We start from the raw sequence: 24553 nt of genomic DNA on the forward strand, positions 1-24553 counted from the left end.
ACTCCCTTATTTTTGGCACCAAAGTTACAGTGCCTGTGTGTGGCCCTAGTTTTGGCTGCTGACGAAGTTTTCTCAAGAGGCTAAGAGGGACTTAATCCTGCCACCTTGGTCGGTAGGGGTCGGCTCTTCCACAGACAAACGATGCATTCCGCCATGTTCAACCGCCGCCAGTTTCTTCAAACCGCCACCGCCACGGCCGCTTTGGCGGCCCAGGGCTTCTCCGTCCCTGCTCTGGCGCAGCAAGGCCTGAAAATGGGGGCGGCCGAGCCCTTCTCCTTCGAAAGTCTTAGGAAGCAGGCCGAGGCCATGTCCCGCCAGGCCTATATGGCGCCGCCCAGCCCTGCGCCGGACATCCTCTACCAGATCGATTACGACGCCCACGGCAAGATCAGGTTCAAGACCGACCTCGCACTCTGGGCCAACGGCCCCAGCGAGTTCCCGGTCACCTTCTTCCACATGGGCCGCTTCTTCCAGAAGCCCGTGCGTATGCATGTGATCGAGAACGGTCAGGCCCGCGAGATCATCTACGATACCCAGTATTTCGACATGCCGGCGGATTCGCCGGCCCGGAAGCTCCCCGACAATTCGGGCTTTGCCGGCTTCCGCTTCCAGGAGGCCCGCAGCGGTAAGCTCGACTGGAGGAAGAACGATTGGGTCGCCTTCCTCGGCGCCTCCTATTTCCGCGCCATCGGCGAGCTCTATCAATATGGCCTCTCGGCCCGCGGCCTTGCCGTGGACGTGGCGGTTCATGGAGTGAACGAGGAATTCCCCGATTTCACTCATGTCTATTTCGAAACCCCGAAAGAAGGCTCCGACACGGTCACGATCTATGCCCTGCTCGACGGCCCCAGCGTGGCCGGGGCCTACCGTTTCGACATGAAGCGCGCAGCCTCCGTGACAATGGATCTCGACACGGCCCTCTATCTCCGCAAGGACGTGGCGCGCCTCGGCATTGCGCCGCTCACCTCCATGTACTGGTACTCGGAGAAGTCCAAGACCACTGCCATCGACTGGCGCCCGGAGATCCACGATTCCGACGGTCTTGCCATGTGGACCGGCGCGGGCGAGCGCATCTGGCGCCCGCTCAACAATCCGCCGCGCATCATTACCTCGGCCTTCGGCGACGAGAACCCGCGTGGCTTCGGCCTGCTCCAGCGCGACCGCAACTTCGACCATTACCTCGACGGCGTCTATTACGACCGCCGCCCCTCGCTCTGGATCGAGCCGCACGGCAGCTGGGGCAAAGGCTCCATCCAGCTCGTGGAAATTCCCACCGACGACGAGATCCACGACAACATCGTGGTCATGTGGGTTCCCTCCGATCCGGCCCGCGCCGGTCAGGCGCTCGAATTCCGCTACCGCATGCACTGGTCGGCGGAGGAGCCCTACCCCACCCCGCTCGCCCGGGTCGTCGCCACGCGCTTCGGCAATGGCGGGCAGGCCGGCACGGCACGCCCCAAGGGCGTGCGCAAGTTCATGGTGGAGTTCCTGGGCGAGCCTCTGACCAAGCTGCCGAACGGTGTGATCCCCAAGCCCGTCCTTTCCGCATCGCGCGGCGAGTTCACGAACGTCATCACCGAAGCTGTGCCTGACAACGTGCCCGGCCACTGGCGAACCCAGTTCGACCTGACGGTCACCGGCACAGACCCTGTCGAGATGCGCTGCTACCTGCGCAACGAGGACGAGGTTTTGAGCGAGACCTGGCTCTACCAATATCATCCGGCGTTTTGATTTTAGGCTTGTAAACCATGGCTTTGGATGGGGCGTATAAAATACTATACGCCTCTGGAAATCGTCGCTGATCCGGTCTATGTGTGTGGCATGCCGCATGACCACCACCATCATCACCACCATGAGCACCGGGCCGTTGCCGCAGCCCCGGCCTTCTCGCTGGTGCGCCTCTCGGCCTGGCAGCGGATGGCAGGCGCTGGGCTTGCCTTAGGCGTGCTGTGGCTGCTGGTCTTCGCGGTGATGGGGTAGGACCATGGCAACGCCCTTGACCAATATCCGCTTCGATGGAGTCACCCTCGGATATGACCGCAGGCCCGCCGTTCACCACCTCGACGGTGAGATCCCGGCCGGCAGCCTGACCGCCATCGTGGGGCCGAACGGGGCGGGCAAGTCCACCCTGCTCAAGGGCATCGTCGGCACGCTGAAACCCCTCGAAGGCCGTATCAGGCTGAACGGCTCCTCTTCCGGTATCGCCTACCTGCCGCAAGCGGCGGAAATCGACCGAAGCTTCCCGCTCTCCGTCTATGATCTCGTGGCCATGGGCCTGTGGACCCGCTCGGGTCTCTTCGGCGGTATTCCGCGCGAAGACCGCACCCGCATCGAGCACGCGCTCGCAGCGGTGGGCCTGACCGGCTTCGAGCGCCGCCCGATCTCGACTCTGTCCGGCGGGCAGATGCAGCGCGCTCTCTTCGCGCGGCTGCTTTTGCAGGATGCGCCCGTCATCCTGCTCGACGAACCGTTTACCGCCATTGACGCCAAGACCACCGCCGATCTTCTGAACATCGTGCGCCGCTGGCATGCGGAAGCCCGCACCGTGGTGGCGGTGCTGCACGATCTCGACATGGTCAAGCGCGTGTTTCCTCAGACCCTGCTGATTGCCCGCGAGCCGGTAGCCTGGGGCGATACGCTGAATGTGCTGAGCGCCGAAAATCTCTTGAAAGCCCGCCGCATGGTAGAAGCGCATGATCCTCATGCGGACGTCTGCCACCGCAACGTCGCGTGATTGTTCAACCGTGCTCGATCTTTTCTATACCCCCTTCTCCGAATTCGAATTTATGCAGCGCGCGCTTGTCGGCGTGATCGCCATTGCGCTGGGCGGCGGCCCCATCGGCGTGTTCCTGATGCTGCGCCGCATGAGCCTGACCGGCGATGCGATGGCGCACGCCATCCTGCCCGGCGCGGCTGTCGGCTATCTGCTTGCGGGATTGTCGCTGCCCGCCATGACCATCGGCGGCCTCGCGGCGGGCGTGATCGTTGCGGTTGCTGCAGGTCTCGTCTCGCGCTTCACGGCATTGAAGGAAGACGCCTCGCTCGCCGCGTTCTATCTGCTGTCGCTGGCGCTCGGCGTCACCATCGTTTCCTTACGCGGCTCCAATGTGGACCTGCTCCACGTGCTCTTCGGCACGGTGCTCGCGCTTGATGACGACACGCTGCTGCTGCTCGCCTCCATTTCCACGATCACGGTGCTCGCGCTCGCAATTCTCTATCGCCCTCTCGTTCTCGAATGCGTGGACCCGATCTTCCTGCGCTCGGTCAGCCGCGCGGGCACGCCGACGCATCTCATCTTCCTCGGCCTCGTGGTCCTGAATCTCGTCGGCGGATTTCATGCGCTCGGCACGCTGCTTGCTGTCGGCATGATGATGCTGCCCGCCGCCGCCGCGCGTTTCTGGACCAGCGACATCACCATGATGATGATCGTTTCGATCGTCATCGGAATCGTGTCGGGCATCGCGGGCCTTCTGCTCTCCTTCCATGTGGAACTGCCCGCCGGCCCCGCCATCATCCTCTCGGCAGGCGCCGTCTATGTGGCGTCCCTGTTGGTGGGGCGGACGGGCGGCGTGCTGTGGCTCGCATGGCCGGGCAAGCATCTCGAAGCTTAAAAACCGCATAAGGATCTCATCATGCTGACGAGAAGAACCGCCCTGTCCTTGCTTGCGGGTTCTCTGGCGCTGGGCACATCGCTCCTGCCCGCCATGGCCCAGGCGCCCGAAAAGATGAAGGTTGTGGCGACCTTCTCGATCCTCGGCAATCTCGTGCGCAATGTGGGCGGCGACCGCGTGGAGGTGATTAGCCTCGTCGGCCCCAATGGCGACGGCCATGTCTATTCGCCGACGCCCGCCGATGCCCGCCGGCTGACCGAATCGAAGGTCGTCTTCTCCAACGGCCTCAAGTTCGAGGGCTGGATCGACCGCCTGGTGAAATCCTCCGGCACCAAGGCCACGAGGGTCGAAGTCTCAAAAGGCATCAAGGCACTTGAGGAGGAAGAGCACGGCCATGGTCATGACCATGGGAGCCTCGACCCTCATGCCTGGCAGAGCATCGGCAACGCCAAGATCTACGTGGCCAATATCCGCGACGCCCTCATTGCAACGGACGCCCCCGGCAAGGCGGCGTACGAGGCCAACGCCACCGCCTATCTCGGCAAGCTCAACGCCCTCGAGGCCGAGCTCAAGGACCTCGTCGCCCGGATCCCGCAGGAGAGGCGCCGGATCATCACCTCGCACGACGCCTTCCGCTATTTCGAGGCGGCCTACGGCATCGATTTCGTCTCGCCCCAGGGCGTCTCGACGGATTCCGAGGCCTCGGCCAAGGACGTGGCCCGCATCATCCAGCAGATCAAGCGCGAGAAGATTTCCGCCGTCTTCGTGGAGAATGTCTCGGATGCCCGCCTGATGGAGCGTATCGCCAAGGAAACGGGCGCTAAGATCGGCGAGAGGATCTATTCCGACGCGCTCTCCGATGCGAACGGCCCCGCCGGCACTTACATTGACATGATGAGACACAATATAAGAGCTTTCAGCGCGGCTCTGTCGAGCTGAAGCATTTTCTCTCGTACGCACGCCAGTGTCATTCCCGGCGAGCGCAGCGAGGGAAGGGAATCCATGGCGCCGCACGCGTGGGTGGATCCCCTTCCCGGTCCTAAAGGACCGCCGGGGATGACACTTGTAATTCTGCCTTTTGGATTGATCCGATGACCGACAAGATCCCCGTTACCGTCCTCACCGGCTATCTCGGCGCCGGCAAGACCACCTTGCTCAACCGCATCCTCACCGAACCGCACGGCAAGAAATACGCCGTGATCGTCAATGAATTCGGCGAGATCGGCATCGACAACGAGCTCGTCGTCGGCGCGGACGAGGAAGTGTTCGAAATGAACAACGGCTGCATCTGCTGCACCGTGCGCGGAGACCTGATCCGCATTCTCGACGGGTTGATGAAGCGCAAGGGCAAGTTCGACGCCATCATCGTCGAGACCACGGGCCTTGCGGACCCTGCCCCCGTCGCGCAGACCTTCTTCATGGACCAGGACGTGTCCGACGCCGCGCGCCTCGACGCCGTGGTGACGGTGGCCGATGCCAAGTGGCTCTCCGACCGCCTGAAGGATGCGCCCGAAGCCAAGAACCAGATCGCCTTCGCCGACGTGATCATCCTCAACAAGATCGATCTCGTGAACGAGCAGGAGCTGGGCGAGGTCGAGGCGCGCATCCGCGCCATCAACCCTTATGCGAAGATCCACCGCACGCAGAACGCGGCCATCCCGATCTCCGAGGTGCTCGACCGCAAGGCCTTCGATCTCGACCGCATCATCGAGATCGAGCCCGACTTCCTGGAAGAAGGCCATCACCATCATCACGATGAGGATATGCAATCGGTATCAGTGAAGATCGACGGCGAAGTGGACCCGGAAAAGTTCATGCCGTGGATCTCGAATCTGACCCAGGTCGAGGGCCCGAACATCCTGCGCTGCAAGGGCATCGTCGCTTTCCCGAATGAGCCGAAGCGCTTCGTGTTCCAGGGCGTTCACATGATCCTGGACGGCGACGTGCAGGGCGAGTGGAAGCCGGGCGAGAAACATACCTCGAAGGTCGTCTTCATCGGCCGCGACCTGAACGAGAAGGCGATCCGCGAAGGCTTCCTCGCCTGCGCGGCCTGACATCATCTGCGCTCAGGAATCCCAACAATTCCTGAGCGGTCCATCGCGTGGAGCGGCTCGATGGCGAACCCGGCTTTCGTCATGCAATCCTGGACATAGGCCTTGCGGGTTTCCTGCACCTGGATCAGCCATTGGCTGGATGTGTTGCGGCCGTTCCGATAGATCAGCCGCGCCTCTTTCTGGCAGGTTGCCTTCTGTACATCCCGCTGCTGAGGCAGAGCGTCCTCCACCGTTTGCGCAGAGGTCTCGGTCACGCCGAGCCCCGTGATGACAAAAGCGAGCGCCAGCAAAATCCGCATACCGCAATTCCTCCAGATCGAAGACCATATGACGAGCCTTCTGTCCGCATGCCATGACCCAGAAGGCTTACCGCGATGGGGCATCCGCTCTATCTTCCCCTAGAGCCGCCAGCCTTCAGCCCACGCCTTGCCTTGCATCCCCCGAACCATGCTATGGGGAGCCACCTTTGAGGGGATCGCTCGATGAATCCTGAAACTGCTCCGTCCTTGACCCAGAACATCGCACCCGTCGATGCGGGCGCCCATGTCACCGCCCTCGGCTGGTTGAAGGGCACCGCCGCCTTCGGGCTCGCCGATGGAGGCGTGCTGTTGGTGAAGGACGGCGAAAGCCATCGTGTGGACGCTCATCCCGATGCCGGCATCCTGGTCGGCGCGAGCGACGGCGAGCGCCTCGTGACGGGTGGCGACGATGGCCGCGTGGCCGTGACAGGCGCCGACGGCTCCACGAAGACCCTGGCCAAGACCAAGGGCGCGTGGATCGATGCGCTGGCGCTCAACGCGGGCGGAGCCTTCGCCTATGCCGCCGGCAAGCGCGTGTTCGCCCGCGACGACAAGGGCAAGGAAAAGGTCCTCGAAGTGCCCTCCACCGCGCGCGGCCTCGCCTTCGCACCCAAGGGCTATCGCCTGGCTATTTCGCACTATAACGGCGCGACATTGTGGTTCCCGAATACCGAGACCAAGCCCGAAGCGCTCGACTGGAAAGGCTCGCATATCGACGTGACCTGGTCCCCCGATGCGCGCTTCATCGTCACCTCCATGCAGGAGAACGCCCTGCACGGCTGGCGGCTGATTCCCGACAAGGGTCACATGCGCATGAGCGGCTACCCGTCGAAGACGCGCTCGCTTACGTGGTCGCATGACGGCAAGTGGCTGGCCACCTCGGGCGCGGAAGCGGCGATCATCTGGCCTTTCGAGTCGAAGGAAGGCCCCATGGGCAAGGCCCCGCGCGAATGCGGCGTGCGCCCGGCCAAGGTGAGCCGCGTGGCTTTCCACCCCAACACCCTGGTGCTCGCCGTGGCCTATGAGGACGGCTGCATCCTGCTGATCCGCCTGAACGACGCCTCAGAGCTTCTGGTGCGCCCCGCCGTGAAGGGAAGCGGCGTCACCGCGCTTGCCTGGGACAAGGGCGGAAAGCGCCTCGCCTTCGGCTGCGAGGACGGTCAGGCCGGTATCCTGACCTTGCCCACATGAGGTCGCCCGTGGCCCTGTTCGGCGGTTTTCTGAGAGGGACCTTCGGCCTGCCCAAGCCCGACCGGGAGGCCGTGGAGCGGGTGAAGGAACTGGCGCGCACGGTTCTTCAGGCCTCCCCCGACACGGCCTTTGCCGTGAACGAGATCGTCTGCAACGATCCCGGCTGCCCGGGACTTGAGACGGTCATCCTGGTTATGGAGCCTGGACAGAAGACCCGCGCCCTCAAGGTGCAGAAGACGCTGGATGAGATAACGGAACAAGATATCCGCGAGGCTCTTGACCTTTAAGGAGGTAAAAGCTTGCCACGAGTTGTCCGCATCATTGCTTTCGGTCTCGGCATCTTCGGCGGCATCGTCGCCTCGCAGGGGCCGGAATATTCGCAGCAATACCGCCAGCGCCTCGGCGGCGCCATCGACGAATTGCAGCGCGTGATCGCGCGCTTCGATGCGGATGCGAGCGTCAACAACGAGACGCAAGGCACTGCCATCGCACGATTACGTTCGAGCCCCGACGATCTCATCAGCCGCCAGGGCGTGGCGATGCAGGCCAATGTGGAGCGTCTTGGCCGATTGCAGACCCATCGCGAAGCCATGATGCAAGCAGGCCCCTTCGCCCGCGTCGCCCTAATGCTGCGCGATGGCGACCAGGACGTGATGGAAGCCGCCTATCACGATTTCGAGCCGGCGATGCCGGTGACGGAGGAAGGCCTTCTCTCCACGGCCATCGGCTTCATCATGGTATGGGGCGGCGTTCTGCTGCTTGCGGGTTTCTTGCGCAGCCTGAGACGACGGCCGCGTACGCGCGATGTTGCGCGCGCCTAAGACTCGCGCTCCGGCTTTCCGGACAGCACCACGTAAAACCCAAGACCATCACCCGCAGGCAGCGTCTGCAAGCGGTCGATCCAGCCGCGTTTCTTAGCTTCCAGGAGCGCCTTGCCGATGGGCTGGAAGAGCGTTTCGCCGCCGCCTTCCGGCGGCGGGTCAAGACGCACGGCAACGGACTTCGCTTGCGCGAAGCGGCTTCGCTCAAGCATGTCCTGCAGTGAAGCCGCAGCCTGCTCGCGGGTCGCGCCACGCAGGTCGAGAACGGCCCCGGCATCGACGACACCGAGACCGCCGCGCAGCTTGTCGGCGTAGAATTCCTCGAAATGAGGCATGCCAGAACCCTCCAGTTTCATCCCCGGCAATCCGTCAGGACCGCCGGGGATGGCCGTCAGCGCGTCAGCGCACCAGCACGTTTCGGAACTGCCACGGATCGGAGGAGTCGATGTCCTCCGGGAAGAAGCCGGGGCGGTCCTTGAGCGGGGTCCAATCGGTATAAAACCCGCTCACGGGGCCGAGATAGGGCATCTGCACTTCGAGGCAGCGGCGATAATCCATCTCGTCGGCTTCCACGATGCCGGCTTCCGGATTTTCCAGCGCCCACACCATGCCCGCGAGCACGGCCGAGGTCACCTGCAAGCCCGTAGCGTTCTGGTAGGGCGCGATGCGGCGCGTCTCTTCGATGGAGAGCTGCGAGCCGTACCAATAGGCGTTCATGTCATGGCCGTAGAGCAGCACGCCGAGCTCGTCGACGCCGTCCACGATCTCGTTCTCGTCGAGGATGTGCTGCTTCTCCTGCGCTACGCCGGCATTGCCGAACATCTCGTGCAGCGAGAGCACCGCTTCGTTGCAGGGATGATAGGCGTAGTGACAGGTCGGGCGGTACACGGCCTTTCCGTTTTCGCGCACGGTGTAATAATCCGAAATCGAGATCGCCTCGTTATGCGTGACGAGGAAGCCGTGCTGCGAGCCGGGCGTCGGGCACCAGGTGCGCACGCGCGTGGCAGCTCCCGGCTGAAGCAGGTAGATCGCCTGCGCGTCGGGGCCGAGCGTGCTGGCATTATCCGGCATCCATTTCTCATGGGTGCCCCAGCCGAGTTCGGACGGCTGTAGACCTTCCGACACGAAGCCATCCACCGACCATGTGTTCACGAAGGTGCCCATGGGCTTTTCGGACTTGGCGCGCTGTGTGTCGCGCTCGGCGATGTGGATGCCCTTCACGCCGACTTGCTGCGCAAGCTTCGCCCAATCGTCGCGGCTTTTCGGCTCGTCATAGGAGATGCCGAGATCGCCCGCGACATTCACCAGCGCCTGCTTCACGAACCAGGAGACCATGCCGGGATTGGCGCCGCAGCAGGAGACTGCCGTGGTGCCGCCCGGATTGCGCCTGCGCGCCTCCATGGTGATCTCACGAAGCGCGAAGTTCGTGCGCGCGGCTGCGCCCTTGCTCTTGTCGAAGTAGAAACCGGCCCAGGGCTCGTTGACGGTGTCGATGTAGAAGCAGTTGAGCGAGCGGCACAGCTCCATGATGTCCACGGAGCCCGTATCCACCGAGAGGTTGACGCAGAAGCCCTGCCCGCCGCCTGCGGTCAGCAGCGGCGTGAGCAGCTCGCGGTAATTCTCCTTGGTTACGGCCTGCTGGATGAAGCGGATGCCGCGCTCGTCGAGGAGTTCCTTGTGCTTCTCCTGCGGATCGATGACCACGAAGCGGCTTTTGTCATATTCGAAATGACGTTCGATGAGCGGCAGGGTGCCCTGGCCGATCGAGCCGAAGCCGATCATCACGATGGGGCCGCTGATGCGGGCGTGGACAGGCCAAGTGGTCATCTATGATTCTCCTTCGGAAGCCTGGAATGGGAAGAAATGTCTCCGGGTTGAACGGTTCCGGGCGCATCTAGGATTGAGGAACCCTCGGGGTCAATGCCTGGCTGTATCCGGCCAGTCTGTTCGGCAATTTCCCTGCGGGCGGCGAAGGCCGGATGACGGAATGAGGCCCTGCCATGCCCATTTGGGGCCTCGACATTGTGAAACAAGGCTTCATGATACGGTTCCCTTGTTGATGCCCGACTCGAAGACCGATGAAATTCCATGAACTCCTCATACGCCACGGGCGTGTGATCGGCCTGGGCTTCGCCCTCACATTCCTGTCGTCCTTCGGGCAGACCTTCTTCATCTCCCTGTCAGGCCCCAATATCCGCGACGCGTTCGGGCTTACCAACGGCACTTTCGGCTCGATCTATTCCGTTGCCACCCTGTCGTCCGGCCTCCTGATGATCTGGGTCGGCAGCATGATCGACCGGGTGAATATCCGTCTCTATGCCACCATCGCCTTCATCGGCATCGCCTGCGCCGCGCTGAGCCTGTCCTTCGCGCCCAATCTGCTTGTGCTGGGTTTAAGCCTGTTCGGCTTACGCCTCTTCGGGCAGGGCATGCTGAGCCATGCGGGCGTCATGAGCACGGCGCGCCTTCATGAGGGCATACGCGGCCGCGCGCTCGGCGTGGCGGCTCTCGGCTTTCCGGCGGGCGAAGCCACGTTGCCGGGCGTCGCGCTCCTGCTCATCGCGGGCTTTGGATGGACGGGGACCTGGCGCATCGCCGCGCTTATCCTCGTGGCCGCCTTGTGCATCGGCTGGCTTCTCGGATTCCTGCTCCGGCGGAAGGATCCCGACCTTCAGGGAGGCACACATCTCAAAGCATCGAGTGCGCCGGGACCGTCATGGCTCGAGATCGTGAAGGATTGGCGCTTCCTCGCCCTCGTGCCGACCATGATCGGCTATCCCGCCATCATGACCGCTTATTTCTTCCATCAGCGCTTCATCGCCGAGGTGAAAGGCTGGTCGCTGGAACTGCTCGCCAGCAGCATCACCACATTCGCCCTGGTGTCCGTCGTCGTCGCCATGAGCGCAGGCAGCTTCGTCGACCGTTTCGGCGCGGTGCGCCTCAGCCATTTTTATCTCGCCGGGATGACGGCGGCCTCCATCTGTCTCGCAACGCTTGAGCACCCGTTCCTGCCGCTTCTGTTTTTCGGCCTGATCGGCCTCACATCCGGCTGCACCAACGTGGTGATCGCTGCTGTTCTCGCCGAGTTGTTCGGCACGACGCATCTGGGAAAAATCCGCGCCATCGCAGGCGCGATGATGGTCGTCGCCTCCGCCGCAACGCCGGGCGCCATCGGGCTTCTGATCGATGCGGGAGTCAGTCTTGAGTCGATAGTGCTCGGCTTTGCCGCCTACATGATCGTGGCTGCGGGCGTGACCTTCGTGCTGCCGAACCCGAGAGCCAAGTAAGAGGCTCTCGGGCAGATCGCAGGAAAGTTAAGCAGCCGGACGGTATTTGCTGAGCGCACCCTGCGCCGCAGCAGCGACCAACGCCGCGAGATCCGGCTTCTCCTCGAAGGCGCCCGTGGCCGCAACGAGACCGCGCGTGTTGTCGAGGTATCCGCCATCGAGCTCCAACGCCAGGAAGCGGTCGCGCTCGTAAGGACCCGGCAGCCAGAGCGCACCGGTCTTCTCGGTCGAGAAGCCGAAGCGCTCGTAGTAAGGCGCATCGCCCACCAGCAGCACCGCCTTGTGGCCGAGGTCAGTTGCACGCTTCAGCGATTCGCGCATGAGCTTAGCCCCAAGGCCGAGGCTCTGGAGCGACGGATCGACGGCGAGCGGGCCGAGCATCAGCGCCGGACGATTTGGACCGGTACAGATGTGCCACAGGCGCACCGTGCCGACGATCTCATCGTTCTGCTCGATCACCAGCGACAGACCGTCGGCCGCCTTGCGGCCTTCGCGCAAGCGCTCGCAGGTCTTCTGGAATCGGGCAGGCCCGAAGCAGGCATCGAGAAGCGCCTCGCGCGCTTCGACATCGTGGAAGGATTCTTCGCGAATCGTGATCATGGCCGTGGCCTCCCAATACACGTGGGGTGAGCGACAGCCCTCGCACTTGCTCAAACTGAGCAAGCCGTCCGGGACAACTTCGTTGAGGTTGGTGCCTGCCTCATTTCACGAGGCAGGCGGGACGTGACTTTCTAAAGTCGCATTTTCTTTCGCAAAACCGGAAGACCACTTTTGCGGAAAATGCTTTAGATCACGTAGGACTTCAGCGGCGGGAAGCCGTTGAACGCGACCGCCGAATAGGTGGTCGTGTAGGCGCCCGTGCCTTCGATCAGCACCTTGTCGCCGATCTCCAGCGAGACGGGGAGCATGTAGGGCTCCTTCTCGTAGAGAACGTCGGCAGAGTCGCAGGTCGGGCCAGCCAGCACGCAAGGCACCGTGCGGTCGCCGTCGCGCTCGCTGCGGATCGGGTAGCGGATCGACTCGTCCATCGTCTCGGCGAGACCGCCGAACTTGCCGATGTCGAGATAGACCCAACGCACCTCGTCCTCATCACGGCTCTTCTTCGAGACGAGAACGACCTCGGCCTCGATGATGCCCGCATTGCCGACCATGCCGCGGCCCGGCTCGATGATCGTCTCCGGAATGCGGTTGCCGAAATGCTTCGACAGCGCGCGGAAGATCGACTCGCCGTAGGCTTTCACCTGAGGCACCGACTTCAGATACTTCGTCGGGAAGCCGCCGCCGAGGTTGACCATCGACAGGTGGATGCCGCGATGCGCGCATTCACGGAAGATTGCGGAAGCGGAACCGAGAGCCTGATCCCAGGCTTCCGTGTTGCGCTGCTGCGAACCCACGTGGAACGATACGCCGTAAGCCTCCAGGCCCTGACGAACCGCATGCTCGAGCACGTCCACCGCCATCTCCGGCACGCAGCCGAACTTGCGGGAGAGCGGCCACTCGGCGCCGGCGCCGTCGCACAGAATGCGGCAGAACACCTTCACGTCAGAGGCAGCAACACCGGCAACGGCGGCAGCGCGGGCGATCTTCTCGACTTCGACTTCGCAATCGACCGCATAGAGGCGAACGCCAAGCTCAAGCGCACGAGCGATGTCGCGCTCCTTCTTGATCGTGTTGCCAAAGGAGATGCGCTCGGGCGTCGCGCCGGCATCCAGCGCAAGCTGGATTTCGACCACGGACGCCGTATCGAAGCACGAGCCGAGCTCGGCCAGGAGCTTGAGCACCTGCGGCTCCGGATTAGCCTTCACAGCGTAGAAGACACGCGTGTCCGGGAGCGCACGGGCAAACTTGGAGTAATTTTCGCGCACGACTTCGAGGTCGACGACCACGCACGGGCCGTCCTCACGTCGGTTACGCAGGAATTCGCGAATACGCTCAGTCATGGCGCTCTCCCCACCACAGGTTCAATGGAGGTCTTGTCCAGCCTCCGGATTGAAATCTGAACGGTCAGAACATTCTGCCGTCCGGCGTCAGCGAGAGAAGATGCATCCCGCTTCGTGCGATGGAGACACGCGTAGCGGCGATGGGCTCTTCACCCGACGATGCTGCCGTGGATTGGATGGGGAGTTCCCGTCCGCACGCCTGGCAATGATAAACAAGCCTCTTCGGTGTTGACCTTTGGAGGGCCAACGAGACCAAAAAAGCCCGTTCGTCGTTGCTTTAAGTCGCGTCCCCCGTTGAGAACGGGGTGCGCCGGTTTTCGCCTCCGGCTGCCGGTTAGGGGTAGTCGAGAGCTAGGATGCTCTCGGGCGGCTGTCCGGCCTCTTGTCCGGATGCCCACCAACCGACACACGACCACAGGCACGTGCGAAATTGGGCAAGAGTGAAATAAGCGCATTCGCCCCTGATCACAATAGCTATTCGGGGTATCCGGGACATTTTTTTAACCCTGTCCGCGCCTGTGTCTTGATCGCATCACCATTCAGCTTCCATTAAGCGGAACAGGTCCACGGGATGAGGGTTGACGCCCATATTCCGGCTCAAGCCAAGCTCGTCATTTTCCTTATATAGAGAACAGTTCCGCGACCATGATGCATCTGTCCCGCCGACGCCTTCTGCAAAGCCTGCTCGCCGCCACCGCCCTGCCGGCTTGGGCACAGCAGGCTCACGCGCAGCAGCAGAACGGCGCACCGGCGCCCAATCCGTTCCGGTTCGAGGAAGTGGTGCGCCGCGCGCGGGAATTGTCGGCGGCTCCGTTCGATCCCGTGCCCACGCAGCTGCCGGAGCCCCTGAACCGGCTCAGCTTCGACGATTACCGGGACATCCGCTTCCGCACGGATAAAGCCCTGCTTGCCTCCGGCAACGGGCCGTTCCGCATGCAGCTGTTCCATCTCGGCTTCCTTTATCAGCGCCCGGTCACGGTCAATATCATCCGCGACGGCGTACCGACGCCGATCCCCTATCAGCGCGAGCTGTTCGATTACGGCCGCAACAAGATCGAGCGTCCCCTGCCGGTGAATCTGGGCTTTGCGGGCTTCCGCCTGCATTACCCGCTCAACAACCCGAAAGTGTTCGACGAGCTGATCGCCTTCCTCGGCGCGAGCTACTTCCGCTTCCTCGGCCAGGGCCAGAAATACGGCCTCTCGGCCCGTGGTCTTGCCCTCAACGTGGAAGGCGGGGAGACGGAGGAGTTTCCGCATTTCCGCGAATTCTGGGTCGAAATGCCCAAGCCCGAGGATGACCGGGCCACGATCTTCGCCCTGCTCGACAGCCCCTCGGTGACCGGCGCCTATCGCTTCGTGATCTATCCGTCCAAGGAAACGACGCTCAACGTCACGGCCACGCTGTTCCCGCGCCAGCGGCTCGAGAATGTAGGCGTGGCCCCCCTCACCTCCATGTATTTCGAGGGCGAGAACGACAAGAAACCCACGGACGATTACCGTCAGGAGATCCACGATTCGGATGGCTTGCTGATGCAGTCCGGGCAGGGTGAGTGGATCTGGCGGCCCCTTCGCAACCCGGGCAAGAAGGCGATCTCTTCCTTCAGCGACAACAATCCGCGCGGCTTCGGCCTCATGCAGCGGGACCGGGTGTTCGAAAACTACCAGGACCTGGAAGCCAGCTATCACCAGCGCCCCGGTTATTGGGTGGAGCCCATCGGCGAATGGGGCGAGGGCTTCGTGGAGCTTGTTGAGCTTCCGACACAGGACGAGACCCACGACAATATCGTGGCCTATTGGCAGCCCTCGCGTCCTTTCGAGCCGGGCCAGGAGGTCACCCTCTCCTATCGCCTGCGGGCGGCGGGCGCCATCGGCGCGATGCATCCCGGCGGCAAGGCGATCAACACCTTCCAGACCCCGCCCCGCGCCAGCGGCTCGAACGCGCCCAGCGATCCCAAGCACCGGCGCTTCATCATCGATTTCGCCGGCGGCAACCTGCCTTATTACTTCAGCGCGCCGGACCAGGTGCAAATCGTTCCCTCCACCTCGGTCGGCCAGATCACCAACACCTTCCTCATGCCCAACGACCACACCGGGGGCTTCCGCGCCGCCATCGACGTGAAGCTGGAGGCCGGCCAATCCACCGACCTGCGCGCCTTCCTGAAGGCCGGCAACCGGACGCTGACGGAAACCTGGACCTATCCTTGGTCGGTGGAGTGAGGCTGACGTTCCCCACACCATGACGGAGCTTGTCCCGGCAATAGCGTTCGGAAGGGCGCAGTGCTTCAGATCATCGCGATCACCGACCCAAGGCCGGCGATGACGCGCGAATGACACCAAGCAGTCATCCCGGACGGCGCAAGCCGATCCGGGATCGGGTGCAGAACCGAGCACGCCTCTCTGTCATTCCGGGGCGAGCATGAGCGAGAGCCCGGAACCCATAACCACCGCAGGTACAGGATAAGGCTGTGCAGATCGAAGCGCTTTTCTTGCAACGCCGTGGTTATGGGTTTCCACGCCTACGGCGCGGCCCCGGAATGACAGCGCTCTTTTCTGATGACGATCCCGGATCTGCGCTGCGCTCCGTCCGGGATGACGGCTTGAGGTGAGGTAGGCGCACCGTCATGTTCTGCATTTGTTCTTGACAATCCTCCTAACCTTGGCTATGGTTGGCACAGCCTGATCCACCGAGGGGCGCGCTCGCGAGGCGTCGTGATTGTGGGATCGGGCACGGTCCTGCTGTGGGTGTCGCAAGCCCGTTGACAGGAGGCCCTCCGCTGCAAGACGCGGTGTACGCCTAAAAAAACCGTGCGCGGGGAGCCGTCAGGTTCTCAACACAAACACACACACGAGCCGGACGCCTCCTCGCGCCCTCCCTCGACCCAATAACCCTCGGGCGAAACACGCCGCGAGGCCGTTCCCACATGTTCTTTGACAGACAAATCCGTGTCATCCTTAGGCCCAGCGAAGCGAGGGAAGGGGATCCACCCACAAGCACAGCACTCTGGATTCCCGTCCCCTCCACTGACCTTGCATTGTGACCTTGCCAAGCACGCCTGAACCGCGCAGAAGCTCTGCCTTGAGGGCAGGCCCATGCCTGCCGGTGTCATGAGGTTAAGTGATGAAGCTGAACGCTTGGTTGGCCGGTTTTCTGGCGATCTGCCTTGGCGGCTCCGCCGTGGCGCAGCAGCCGTTGCGTGAGGTGACCTTCGGCACCAACTGGCTCGCTCAGGGAGAGCATGGCGGCTATTACCAAGCCCTCGCCGACGGCACTTACGAAAAGTACGGTCTGAAGGTCTCCATCGTTCCCGGCGGCCCGCGCGCCAACAACCGCATGCTCATGAGCGTCGGCAAGCTCGACTTCTATATGGGCGGCAGCCTCATTCAGGGCTTTTCGGCGGTCGAGAAGAATATCCCGACGGTCGTCGTCGCAGCCCATTTCCAGAAGGAGCCGCAGGTCCTTCTCAGTCATCCGGGACAGGGCCTCGACACGTTCGAGGACTTGAAAAAATCGAACGACATTCTCCTGTCGAAGGACGGCTTTGCCACCTTCTATCAGTGGATGAAGGTCGAGTTCGGCTTCAAGGACGAGCAGATGAAGCCCTACGGTTTCAACCCCGCGCCCTTCATCGCGAACAAGCAGGCCGTCCAACAGGGCTATGCAACCTCCGAGCCGCTCGTGATCGAGCAGGCCGCCGGCTTCAAGCCGAATGTGTTCCTGCTCGCGGATCACGGCTTCAGTACCTACTCGACCACGGTCGAGACGCGCCGCGAGATCGTGGAGAAGGACCCGGATCTGGTGCAGCGCTTCGTCGACGCCTCGACCATCGGCTGGTACAATTATCTCAATAGTGACAATTCCAAGGCGAACGCGCTCATCAAGCGCGACAACCCGGAAATGACCGATGAACTTCTCGCCTATTCGCGCGCCAAAATGAAGGAATACGGCATCGTCGATTCAGGCGATGCGTTGAGCCTCGGCATCGGCGCCATGTCGGATGCACGCATGAAGGACTTCTTCGAGAAGATGGTGAAGGCCGGACTCTTCAAGGCCGATCTCGATTACACGAAGGCATACACGCTGCAATTCGTGAACAAGGGCGTCGGCCTCGATCTCAAGAAGCAATAAGGATCGCGCCTTGTGCAGCGCTGCACGTGCCATGACTGAGACCGCTTCCACGCTCGTGTCCCTGCACGGCGTCTCGAAGACATTCGCCAATGGCGTGACGGCGCTTGAAGGTCTCGGCCTCGATATACGCATCGGAGATTTCATCTCTCTTCTGGGTCCCTCCGGCTGCGGGAAATCGACGGTGCTTCGCCTGATCGCAGGACTTGCCGATCCGACATCCGGCAGCATCGTTTGGCCGGGAGCATCGCATGCGGATCATCGCGGCGAGATCGGTTTCGTCTTTCAGGAACCGACCCTGATGCCATGGGCCAATGTGGCCGACAATGTATGGCTCCCCTTACGCCTGCGCGGTATCCCAAAGCGCGACGCGAGGGACCGGATTGCGGAATGCCTGTCCCTCGTCGGCTTGCAGGATTTCGCGAAAGCCTATCCGCGTGAACTCTCCGGCGGCATGAAGATGCGGGTGTCGATTGCCCGCGCACTGATCGTCGATCCGAAATTACTCTTGATGGATGAGCCGTTCGCGGCTCTCGACGAGATCACGCGCTTCAAGCTGAACGACGATCTTCTCGCGCTTCAGAACACGCTCCGCTGCACCATCGTGTTCGTAACGCATTCGGTTTACGAGAGCGCCTATCTCTCGAACCGCATCGCCATCCTGTCGCCGCGCCCCGGTCGCATCGTCACGGAGATCGCAGGCGAGCCGCAACGAACGCGTGGTGACGAGTTTCGCACCAGCCTGCTTTATGCGGAACTCTGCCGCGATGTTTCTCATGCGCTCATGACGGCGATGCACGGGGAGGATTTGCGATGATCCGTACCTGGAAAACGCTCAGGATCATTCTGCCAATCGCCGTCATTCTGCTGGCCATCGCTGCCTGGGAGGCAGCCGTGCGGCTTCAGGAAATTCCGCCCTATATCCTCCCCGCACCGAGCCTGATCGCCGCAACGATGTGGAGCGACCGGGCGCTTCTGTCCGCATCGCTTCTCGTCACCGTCGAGACCACGCTCATTGCGCTTGCCCTCGCGGTCATCGGCGGCGTAGCGCTCGCTGTCACCTTAAGTCTCTCGCGCGTCGTCGAATATTCGCTCTACCCTTTCGCCGTCGTGCTGCAGGTGACGCCCGTCATCGCCATCGCACCCCTGCTTCTCATTTATATACGGCAGGATCTGGCGGTGCTGGCCTGCGCCTGGCTCGTCGCCTTCTTTCCCATGCTGTCCAACACCATGCTGGGCCTGCAATCCGTCGACAGGAATCTTCTGGAGCTGTTTCAACTTTATGGCGCTCCCGCACGCCAGGATCGGATCGCCCGCCTTCAGGCGCGTCTGAAAGCGCTCTGGTATCTGCGCCGCCCTGCCGCCCTGCCCGCTTTCCTTGCGGGGTTGCGGATCGCGGGCGGCCTGTCCCTCGTCGGCGCCGTGGTGGCCGAAATGGCGGCAGGCTCCGCAGGGGCCGGCTCGGGCCTCGCCTATCGCATCATCGAAAGCCAGTACCGTCTCAATATCCCCCGTCTTTTCGCAGCCCTTGTCCTTTTGGCGGTTTTGGGCGTTACTCTATTTCTTTGCTTAAGTGCCCTGACGCAGTTTCTTTTGCGGCGGTGGCATGAGAGCGCTGTGTCCCGGAGCACATGATCGGCAGGCGTGCCTGTGGGTTCTCCGATTTGTTATCTTTCTGTCATCGAAACGTCACGAGTTCCGGCACATGGTTCCTGCACGGTCGCTCATAATGGGGGAAGACATGGACAAGGACATCGTGCATCCGGGCATCAAAAGCGTCGGCTGGGCCCTGGTCCAAACCTCGCGCCTGCATCGCAGCCGCACGGGCGACAAGCTCTCGGAACTGGGTCTTTTCGCGGGCCAGGAGCAGGTTCTCCAGGCTCTCGCAAGCTCCGGCCCCATGACCATGGGCGACCTCGCCGCCATCCTGCGCGTGCGTCCCCCCACCGCTTCGAAGACGGTTTCCCGCCTTTCCACCCTGAAACTCGTCGAGCGTCATACGGAGCCGGGCGATGCGCGCGTCGTGCGCGTGAAGCTCACCAAGGAAGGCAAACGCAAGGCCGCCTCCATCGACGCCCTTTGGGCTGAGGTCGAAGGAGAGCTTCTTGCGGGCTTCGACAACAAGGACCGCAAGCGTCTTCGCAAGCTGTTGCGCAAGGCCGCAAAGAACCTCGCCGGCCTCACGGGCGCCGACCAGACCGGCTTCGAGGCAGACGACGACCTGGAAGACCTCGGCAGCGAAGAGCCCGTCATGGTCGCGACCGCCTGACAATCCCCCCTGAACCTCTGCCCTGAACGCAGGAGGGCCGTGCGGCTTTGGCACTCGTCCTGAACAGGGCGAGCGGCTAGCATTGCCGTAATGGCCAATCCTGCAATCTCCTCGCCCACCGACAGAACCCTGTCCGACCAGCGCCGCTGGACAGGCATCGCGCTCATGTGCGCGACGATCTTCTGCTTTTCCTGCACGGACACGATAGCGAAATGGGTCAACCAATCCATGGACCCGGTCGTGACTGTCTGGGCGCGCTATCTGTCCGGCGCCTTCATGACGGCTCTCGTCATCAATCCGCACAACACGCCCGGCGTGCTGCGGTCCAGAAGGCTTCCCCTGCAGCTCCTGCGGTCGCTCCTGCTGCTCGGCTCGACCATCTGTAATTTCATCGCCCTGAAATATCTGCAGCTCGTCGAGACGACCTCGATCACTTTCGCGACTCCCCTCATCGTGGCCCTTCTGGCCGGGCCGTTTCTCGGGGAATGGGTGGGCAAGCGCCGTCTCATCGCCATCGGTGTCGGTTTTATCGGGGTTCTCATCATCACGCGGCCCGGCATGGGCCTGATGCACCCGGCCGTGCTGCTCTCCATCGCGAACGCCATCTGCTATGCGCTCTTCATCATCGTGACCCGTATGCTCGCCTCGCGCGATTCCACGGCGACCACGATGCTCTATTCCTCAGTCGCCGGGGTTATTCTCCTGGCCCCCGCCATCCCCTTCTTCTGGACAGCGCCCCCGACGCTTGCCACCTGGATCGGCTTGATCTCCATCGGCGCGGGGGCAACCTTCGGACAATGGATGCTCGTGCTGGCTCACTCCCGGGCGCCGGCGGCAATCCTCGCACCCTTCATCTACACCCAGATCATTTGGATGCTGGCGCTCGGCTACCTCATCTTCGGCGACTGGCCCGATCTATGGACCTTCGTCGGGGCTGGCATCGTCATCGCATCGGGGCTTTACTTGCTCTCCCGTGAACGCGCCCGAAAAGTAGCCTGAGTCCATGAACGATGCACCTGTCAGCAGCCTCCCCGGCCTCGGTCCCGTGACCGAGGGCTGGCTTGCGGAAGCCGGTATCCGCACGGTTCAGGAGCTTCGCGCCATCGGCCCGGTGGAAGCCTACCGCCGCATCAAGTTCATGATGCCGCGCCAGGTAAACCTGAATGCTCTCTACGCACTGGAGGCGGCTTTGCGCGGTTGCCACTGGCTCGACCTGCCCCAGGATGTGAAGGCGGCGCTTCAGCGGGAAGCCAAAACCATCAATGAGGCCATGCGAGGCGGGGCATCCTCCCGCTGCGTTATAGGCTAGAAGCAGAAATAACTGGGAGAGAGCCGGATGAGTAAAGCCGACATCCTGATGACAGCCCCCATGATGCCTGTCGTCATCGAGGCGCTGGACAAGGCCTCCACCCTCCACCGTCTTTGGGAGTATGACGATCCCGAAGCTTACCTGCGCGACATCGGCACGCGCATTCGCGGCGTGGCGACCAGTACGCTTTATGGGCGCATGGATAGCCGATTGTTCGAAAGCCTGCCCAACCTCGAAATCGTTTCGAGCTTCGGTGTCGGCTACGACAATGTGGACGTGGCTGAGGCCGCGGGCCGCAACATCATCGTCACCAATACGCCGGACGTTCTGAATGACGAGGTCGCCGATCTCACCATCGGGCTTCTGCTTGCGACCCTGCGCAGGATCCCGCAGGCCGATCGCTATCTGCGAGAGGGCCGCTGGTTGAAAGCGCCGTTTCCTCTTTCGCCGACGCTGCGAGGCCGCAAGGTCGGCATCATAGGCCTGGGACGGATCGGCAAGGCCATCGCCACGCGGATCGAGGGTTTCGGCGTCGCCATTGCCTATCACGGCCGCAACCGTCAGACTGACGTCGCCTATCCCTATCATCCGACACTTCTGGGCATGGCGGAAGATTGCGATGTCCTCATCGCGATCACGCCGGGCGGCACCGCGACGCAAAATCTCATCAATGCCGATATCCTGAAGGCGCTCGGCCCCAACGGAGTGCTCATCAACGTGGCGCGCGGCAGCGTTGTGGACGAACAGGCGCTGATCGACGCCCTGCAATCCGGCACGATCCTGGCGGCAGGCCTCGACGTCTATCCGGACGAGCCCCGCGTCCGACAGGAACTGATCGACTTGGAGCAGGTCGTTCTCCTGCCCCACATCGCTTCCGCTTCCGTCCACACCCGCAACGCCATGGGTCAGCTCGTCGCTGACAATCTGGTGTCGTGGTTCGAAGGCAAGGGACCACTCACGCCTGTGCCGGAAACGCCGTACTCGCCGGCCTAAAGCGCAAAGCCGCCATCGACTAAGTGGATCTGCCCTGTCGTGTAGCTCGCTTCATCGGATGCGAGATAAACGGCAAGCGCCGCCACTTCTTCCGGCGTGCCGAGGCGCCCCATGGGCTGCCTGTCGATGAAAGCCTGACGAACGGCATCGATGCTCTGGCCCGAACTCTCGGCCTGCGCGGCGATGCGCTCGTCGAGCGACGGGGATTGGACGGTGCCGGGGCAGATGGCGTTGGCGCGGATGCCGCGTCTGATGAAATCGGCGGCGACAGCCTTGGTCAGGCCGATCACCGCCGCCTTCGACGCGCCATAGGCATAGCGGTTCGGGATGCCGCGGACGGACGACGCGCCGGAGGCGATGTTGACGATCGAGCCTGCGCCCTTCTCCAGCATGCCGGGCAGCACCGCCTTGATCGTGCGGTGCATGGATTTCACGTTCAGGTCGAACGAGAAATCCCAATCCGCGTCGGAGCATTCAAGAATGCTGCCGTGCTGGACAAAGCCCGCTGCGTTGACGAGCACATCGAACGATCCAGCATCTGTGACGAGCGACGCTATATCCGCACTTGAGAGAGCATCGAGCCTGCGGCGCTCTGCTCCCTCAAGTCCTTGCAGTTTCGCATCGTCGAGATCCGCCGCCCAGACCTTCGCACCCTCACGCAGAAAAGCCTCTGCGATGGCGCGGCCAATACCTTGGCCCGCCGCCGTCACGAGCGCCTTCTTGCCTTTGAGCCGATCCGCCATGGCTTATGCCGCGCTAGTGGTTGTCGCGCGGTACGCCGAAGGTCTGTGCGACCTTCTGGTATTTCACGGCGGGCTTGAGCGTCATGCCCTCCGAGAGCTGATCGACCATCGAGCGCTGGATCTCCTGCCACGGCGTCTGGCTTGCCGGGTAGGCATAACCACCACGTGCTTCGAGATCCGCGCGCCGCTTCTGCAACTCTTCCGCGGAGAGCAGAATATCGGCGCTGCGCTTGTTGAGATCGATGCGCACGCGGTCACCTGATTGCAGCAACGCGAGACCGCCACCGACCGCAGCTTCAGGCGATGCGTTGAGGATCGACGGCGTGCCCGACGTGCCGGATTGGCGACCGTCACCGATACAGGGCAGAGACCGCACGCCACGCCGGATGAGTGAGCCGGGCGGCTGCATGTTCACCACCTCCGCCGCGCCCGGATAGCCGATGGGTCCTGCGCCGCGCATGATAAGAATGGTGTGCTCGTCGATGTCGAGTGACGGATCGTCGATGCGGTGGTGATAATCCTCAGGCCCGTCGAACACGACGACACGGCCTTCGAACGCATTGGGATCGTCAGGATTGTTGAGGTAGCGCTCCTGGAATTCCTGGCTGATCACGCTCGTCTTCATGATCGCGGAATCGAACAGCGTGCCCTTGAGGTTCAGGAAGCCCGCCTTCTCCTTCAGCGGATTGTCGTAGGAGCGGATCACCTCATGATCCCAGGTGAACTTGCCCTTGCAGTTTTCGCCGATGGTGGTGCCGGTGCAGGTGGGGGCATTCTCGTGAATCTTGCCCGCGCCGATCAGCTCGGCCATCACCGCAGGCAGGCCGCCCGCGCGGTAATATTCCTCGCCGAGATATTCGCCTGCCGGCTGCACATTGACCAGCAGCGGAATCTCGAAGCCGATGCGCTCCCAATCGTCGCAATCGAGCGGCACGCCGATATGCTTGGCGATGGCGTTGATGTGGATGGGCGCGTTGGTGGAACCGCCGATGGCCGCGTTGGCGACGATCACGTTCTCGAACGCTTCGCGGGTCATGATGTCGGAAGGCTTCAGATCCTCCCACACCATGTCGACGATGCGCAGGCCCGTCTCATAAGCCATCTGGCCGCGCTCACGATACGGCGCCGGAACGGCGGCAGAACCCGGCAGCGCCATGCCGAGCGCCTCGGCCAGCGCATTCATGGTCGAGGCAGTGCCCATTGTGTTGCAATGACCGACGGAAGGTGCGCTCGATCCCACGATGTCCATGAACTGCTGGTAGTCGATATCGCCAGCGGCATGGCGCTCACGCGCCTTCCACACGATGGTGCCGGAGCCCGTGCGCTCGCCATGGTGCCAGCCGTTGAGCATGGGGCCGACATTGAGCGAGATCGCCGGAATGTTCACGGTAGCCGCCGCCATGAGGCAGGCGGGCATGGTCTTGTCGCAGCCGGTCAGCAGCACGACGCCGTCGAGCGGATAGCCGTAAAGAACCTCGACCAGGGAGAGATAGGCCAAGTTGCGGTCAAGGCAGGCGGTGGGCCGTTTGCCGGTCTCCTGAATAGGGTGGCACGGAAACTCGAAAGCGATGCCGCCCGCAGCTGTGATGCCATCGCGCACACGCTTGGCAAGCTCGAGGTGGTGCCGGTTGCAGGGGGAGAGATCCGAGCCGGTCTGGGCGATGCCGATGATCGGCTTCTTGCCCTGAAGCTCCTTACCCGTCAGGCCGAAATTCAGGTAACGCTCGAGGTAGAGCGCTGTCATGCCCGGATTGTCCGGGTTGTCGAACCAGAGCCGCGAGCGGAGCTGATCGGGGGTGAGGCGGTGAGGCTTTCCAGCCATTCTGTGCTCCTCTTGAAATCTCAAGGCCTTCCGGCCTTCATCTGGGGCGGAACAGGAGCCGGAAAACCGGCATGGGTTAGCATCTGTTCCT

Annotated in this window: 25 protein-coding genes; 18 read left to right on the forward strand and 7 right to left on the reverse strand. The window is 62.7% G+C overall.

Translation table 11 applies throughout. From position 1 onward, the window contains the following. The first annotated feature begins 153 nt into the window (after nucleotides 1–153). From AB4Y85_RS11790 to AB4Y85_RS11815, 6 genes are all read left to right on the forward strand, one after another. The gene (locus tag AB4Y85_RS11790; RefSeq protein ID WP_441985083.1) at nucleotides 154–1731 is read left to right on the forward strand and encodes a glucan biosynthesis protein; all 1578 of its coding nucleotides are present in this window, start codon (nucleotides 154–156) and stop codon (nucleotides 1729–1731) included. Between the two features lie 27 nt (nucleotides 1732–1758). Next, on the forward strand, nucleotides 1759–1980 hold the full coding sequence (locus AB4Y85_RS11795) for a hypothetical protein (RefSeq protein WP_441985084.1): 222 nt from the start codon (nucleotides 1759–1761) through the stop codon (nucleotides 1978–1980). Between the two features lie 4 nt (nucleotides 1981–1984). After that, nucleotides 1985–2734 (forward strand): zinc ABC transporter ATP-binding protein AztA, encoded by a 750-nt coding sequence (aztA, locus tag AB4Y85_RS11800; RefSeq protein ID WP_441985085.1) that lies wholly within the window; start codon nucleotides 1985–1987, stop codon nucleotides 2732–2734. Further along, the gene (gene aztB, locus AB4Y85_RS11805; RefSeq protein ID WP_441985086.1) at nucleotides 2703–3611 is read left to right on the forward strand and encodes a zinc ABC transporter permease AztB; all 909 of its coding nucleotides are present in this window, start codon (nucleotides 2703–2705) and stop codon (nucleotides 3609–3611) included. Before aztA ends, aztB begins: the two co-directional genes overlap by 32 nt. A 21-nt stretch (nucleotides 3612–3632) precedes the next feature. After that, nucleotides 3633–4550, forward strand: coding sequence for a metal ABC transporter substrate-binding protein (locus AB4Y85_RS11810; protein WP_441985087.1), 918 nt, complete (start codon nucleotides 3633–3635; stop codon nucleotides 4548–4550). A 152-nt stretch (nucleotides 4551–4702) separates the two neighbouring features. Beyond that, entirely contained in the window at nucleotides 4703–5665 is a 963-nt protein-coding gene (locus tag AB4Y85_RS11815) for a CobW family GTP-binding protein (RefSeq protein WP_441985088.1), read from the forward strand. Nucleotides 5666–5667: 2 nt separating this feature from the next. On the opposite strand, the gene AB4Y85_RS11820 is transcribed toward AB4Y85_RS11815, so the two are convergent. Continuing rightward, nucleotides 5668–5964: a hypothetical protein gene (locus AB4Y85_RS11820; protein WP_441985089.1), complete on the reverse strand. Its 297-nt coding sequence runs from the start codon at nucleotides 5962–5964 to the stop codon at nucleotides 5668–5670. Between the two features lie 183 nt (nucleotides 5965–6147). On the opposite strand from AB4Y85_RS11820, the gene AB4Y85_RS11825 reads away from it, so the two are divergent. From AB4Y85_RS11825 to AB4Y85_RS11835, 3 genes are read left to right on the forward strand one after another with little or no spacing between them, the layout of a single operon-like run. Continuing rightward, nucleotides 6148–7155: a WD40 repeat domain-containing protein gene (locus AB4Y85_RS11825; RefSeq protein ID WP_441985090.1), complete on the forward strand. Its 1008-nt coding sequence runs from the start codon at nucleotides 6148–6150 to the stop codon at nucleotides 7153–7155. 8 nt (nucleotides 7156–7163) lie between these two features. Continuing rightward, entirely contained in the window at nucleotides 7164–7442 is a 279-nt protein-coding gene (locus AB4Y85_RS11830) for a hypothetical protein (RefSeq protein ID WP_441985091.1), read from the forward strand. A gap of 12 nt (nucleotides 7443–7454) precedes the next feature. Next, nucleotides 7455–7976 (forward strand): DUF2937 family protein, encoded by a 522-nt coding sequence (locus AB4Y85_RS11835; protein WP_441985092.1) that lies wholly within the window; start codon nucleotides 7455–7457, stop codon nucleotides 7974–7976. On the opposite strand, the gene AB4Y85_RS11840 is transcribed toward AB4Y85_RS11835, so the two are convergent. Beyond that, nucleotides 7973–8311 carry a hypothetical protein gene (locus AB4Y85_RS11840; protein WP_441985093.1) on the reverse strand — a complete coding sequence of 113 codons (339 nt, stop codon included), beginning with the start codon at nucleotides 8309–8311 and terminating at the stop codon, nucleotides 7973–7975. The two genes, AB4Y85_RS11835 and AB4Y85_RS11840, sit on opposite strands and share 4 nt — an antisense overlap. A gap of 64 nt (nucleotides 8312–8375) precedes the next feature. After that, nucleotides 8376–9803, reverse strand: coding sequence for a homospermidine synthase (locus AB4Y85_RS11845; protein ID WP_441985094.1), 1428 nt, complete (start codon nucleotides 9801–9803; stop codon nucleotides 8376–8378). A 251-nt stretch (nucleotides 9804–10054) separates the two neighbouring features. Here AB4Y85_RS11845 and AB4Y85_RS11850 point away from each other — a divergent pair, with 251 nt between their 5' ends. Next, the gene (locus AB4Y85_RS11850; protein ID WP_441985095.1) at nucleotides 10055–11263 is read left to right on the forward strand and encodes an MFS transporter; all 1209 of its coding nucleotides are present in this window, start codon (nucleotides 10055–10057) and stop codon (nucleotides 11261–11263) included. Nucleotides 11264–11290: 27 nt separating this feature from the next. Here AB4Y85_RS11850 and AB4Y85_RS11855 read toward each other — a convergent pair whose 3' ends face one another. Further along, nucleotides 11291–11863, reverse strand: a complete 573-nt coding sequence (locus AB4Y85_RS11855; RefSeq protein WP_441985096.1) for a GNAT family N-acetyltransferase — start codon at nucleotides 11861–11863, stop codon at nucleotides 11291–11293. Nucleotides 11864–12048: 185 nt separating this feature from the next. Then, nucleotides 12049–13203, reverse strand: a complete 1155-nt coding sequence (locus AB4Y85_RS11860) for a type III PLP-dependent enzyme (RefSeq protein ID WP_441985097.1) — start codon at nucleotides 13201–13203, stop codon at nucleotides 12049–12051. 645 nt (nucleotides 13204–13848) lie between these two features. Here AB4Y85_RS11860 and AB4Y85_RS11865 point away from each other — a divergent pair. From AB4Y85_RS11865 to AB4Y85_RS11900, 8 genes are all read left to right on the forward strand, one after another. Beyond that, nucleotides 13849–15420 (forward strand): glucan biosynthesis protein, encoded by a 1572-nt coding sequence (locus AB4Y85_RS11865; RefSeq protein WP_441985098.1) that lies wholly within the window; start codon nucleotides 13849–13851, stop codon nucleotides 15418–15420. A gap of 901 nt (nucleotides 15421–16321) precedes the next feature. Beyond that, on the forward strand, nucleotides 16322–17329 hold the full coding sequence (locus tag AB4Y85_RS11870; RefSeq protein WP_441985099.1) for an ABC transporter substrate-binding protein: 1008 nt from the start codon (nucleotides 16322–16324) through the stop codon (nucleotides 17327–17329). A 31-nt stretch (nucleotides 17330–17360) separates the two neighbouring features. Beyond that, nucleotides 17361–18143 (forward strand): ABC transporter ATP-binding protein, encoded by a 783-nt coding sequence (locus AB4Y85_RS11875; RefSeq protein ID WP_441985100.1) that lies wholly within the window; start codon nucleotides 17361–17363, stop codon nucleotides 18141–18143. Beyond that, nucleotides 18140–18961, forward strand: a complete 822-nt coding sequence (locus AB4Y85_RS11880) for an ABC transporter permease (protein ID WP_441985101.1) — start codon at nucleotides 18140–18142, stop codon at nucleotides 18959–18961. Before AB4Y85_RS11875 ends, AB4Y85_RS11880 begins: the two co-directional genes overlap by 4 nt. Nucleotides 18962–19067: 106 nt before the next feature. After that, nucleotides 19068–19595, forward strand: coding sequence for a MarR family winged helix-turn-helix transcriptional regulator (locus AB4Y85_RS11885; RefSeq protein ID WP_441985102.1), 528 nt, complete (start codon nucleotides 19068–19070; stop codon nucleotides 19593–19595). 90 nt (nucleotides 19596–19685) lie between these two features. Next, complete coding sequence (locus tag AB4Y85_RS11890) at nucleotides 19686–20594, forward strand: DMT family transporter (RefSeq protein ID WP_441985103.1); 909 nt, start codon at nucleotides 19686–19688, stop codon at nucleotides 20592–20594. Between the two features lie 4 nt (nucleotides 20595–20598). Continuing rightward, on the forward strand, nucleotides 20599–20904 hold the full coding sequence (locus AB4Y85_RS11895; RefSeq protein WP_441985104.1) for a TfoX/Sxy family protein: 306 nt from the start codon (nucleotides 20599–20601) through the stop codon (nucleotides 20902–20904). Between the two features lie 27 nt (nucleotides 20905–20931). Then, on the forward strand, nucleotides 20932–21897 hold the full coding sequence (locus AB4Y85_RS11900; RefSeq protein ID WP_441985105.1) for a 2-hydroxyacid dehydrogenase: 966 nt from the start codon (nucleotides 20932–20934) through the stop codon (nucleotides 21895–21897). Here AB4Y85_RS11900 and AB4Y85_RS11905 read toward each other — a convergent pair. Beyond that, nucleotides 21894–22640 (reverse strand): SDR family oxidoreductase, encoded by a 747-nt coding sequence (locus AB4Y85_RS11905; RefSeq protein ID WP_441985106.1) that lies wholly within the window; start codon nucleotides 22638–22640, stop codon nucleotides 21894–21896. The genes AB4Y85_RS11900 and AB4Y85_RS11905 overlap by 4 nt on opposite strands. A gap of 13 nt (nucleotides 22641–22653) precedes the next feature. Continuing rightward, nucleotides 22654–24462, reverse strand: a complete 1809-nt coding sequence (locus tag AB4Y85_RS11910) for an IlvD/Edd family dehydratase (protein ID WP_441985107.1) — start codon at nucleotides 24460–24462, stop codon at nucleotides 22654–22656. Nucleotides 24463–24553: the final 91 nt, after the last annotated feature.

Source organism: Microvirga sp. 2YAF29, assembly GCF_052114605.1.
Classification (GTDB): Bacteria; Pseudomonadota; Alphaproteobacteria; order Rhizobiales; family Beijerinckiaceae; genus Microvirga.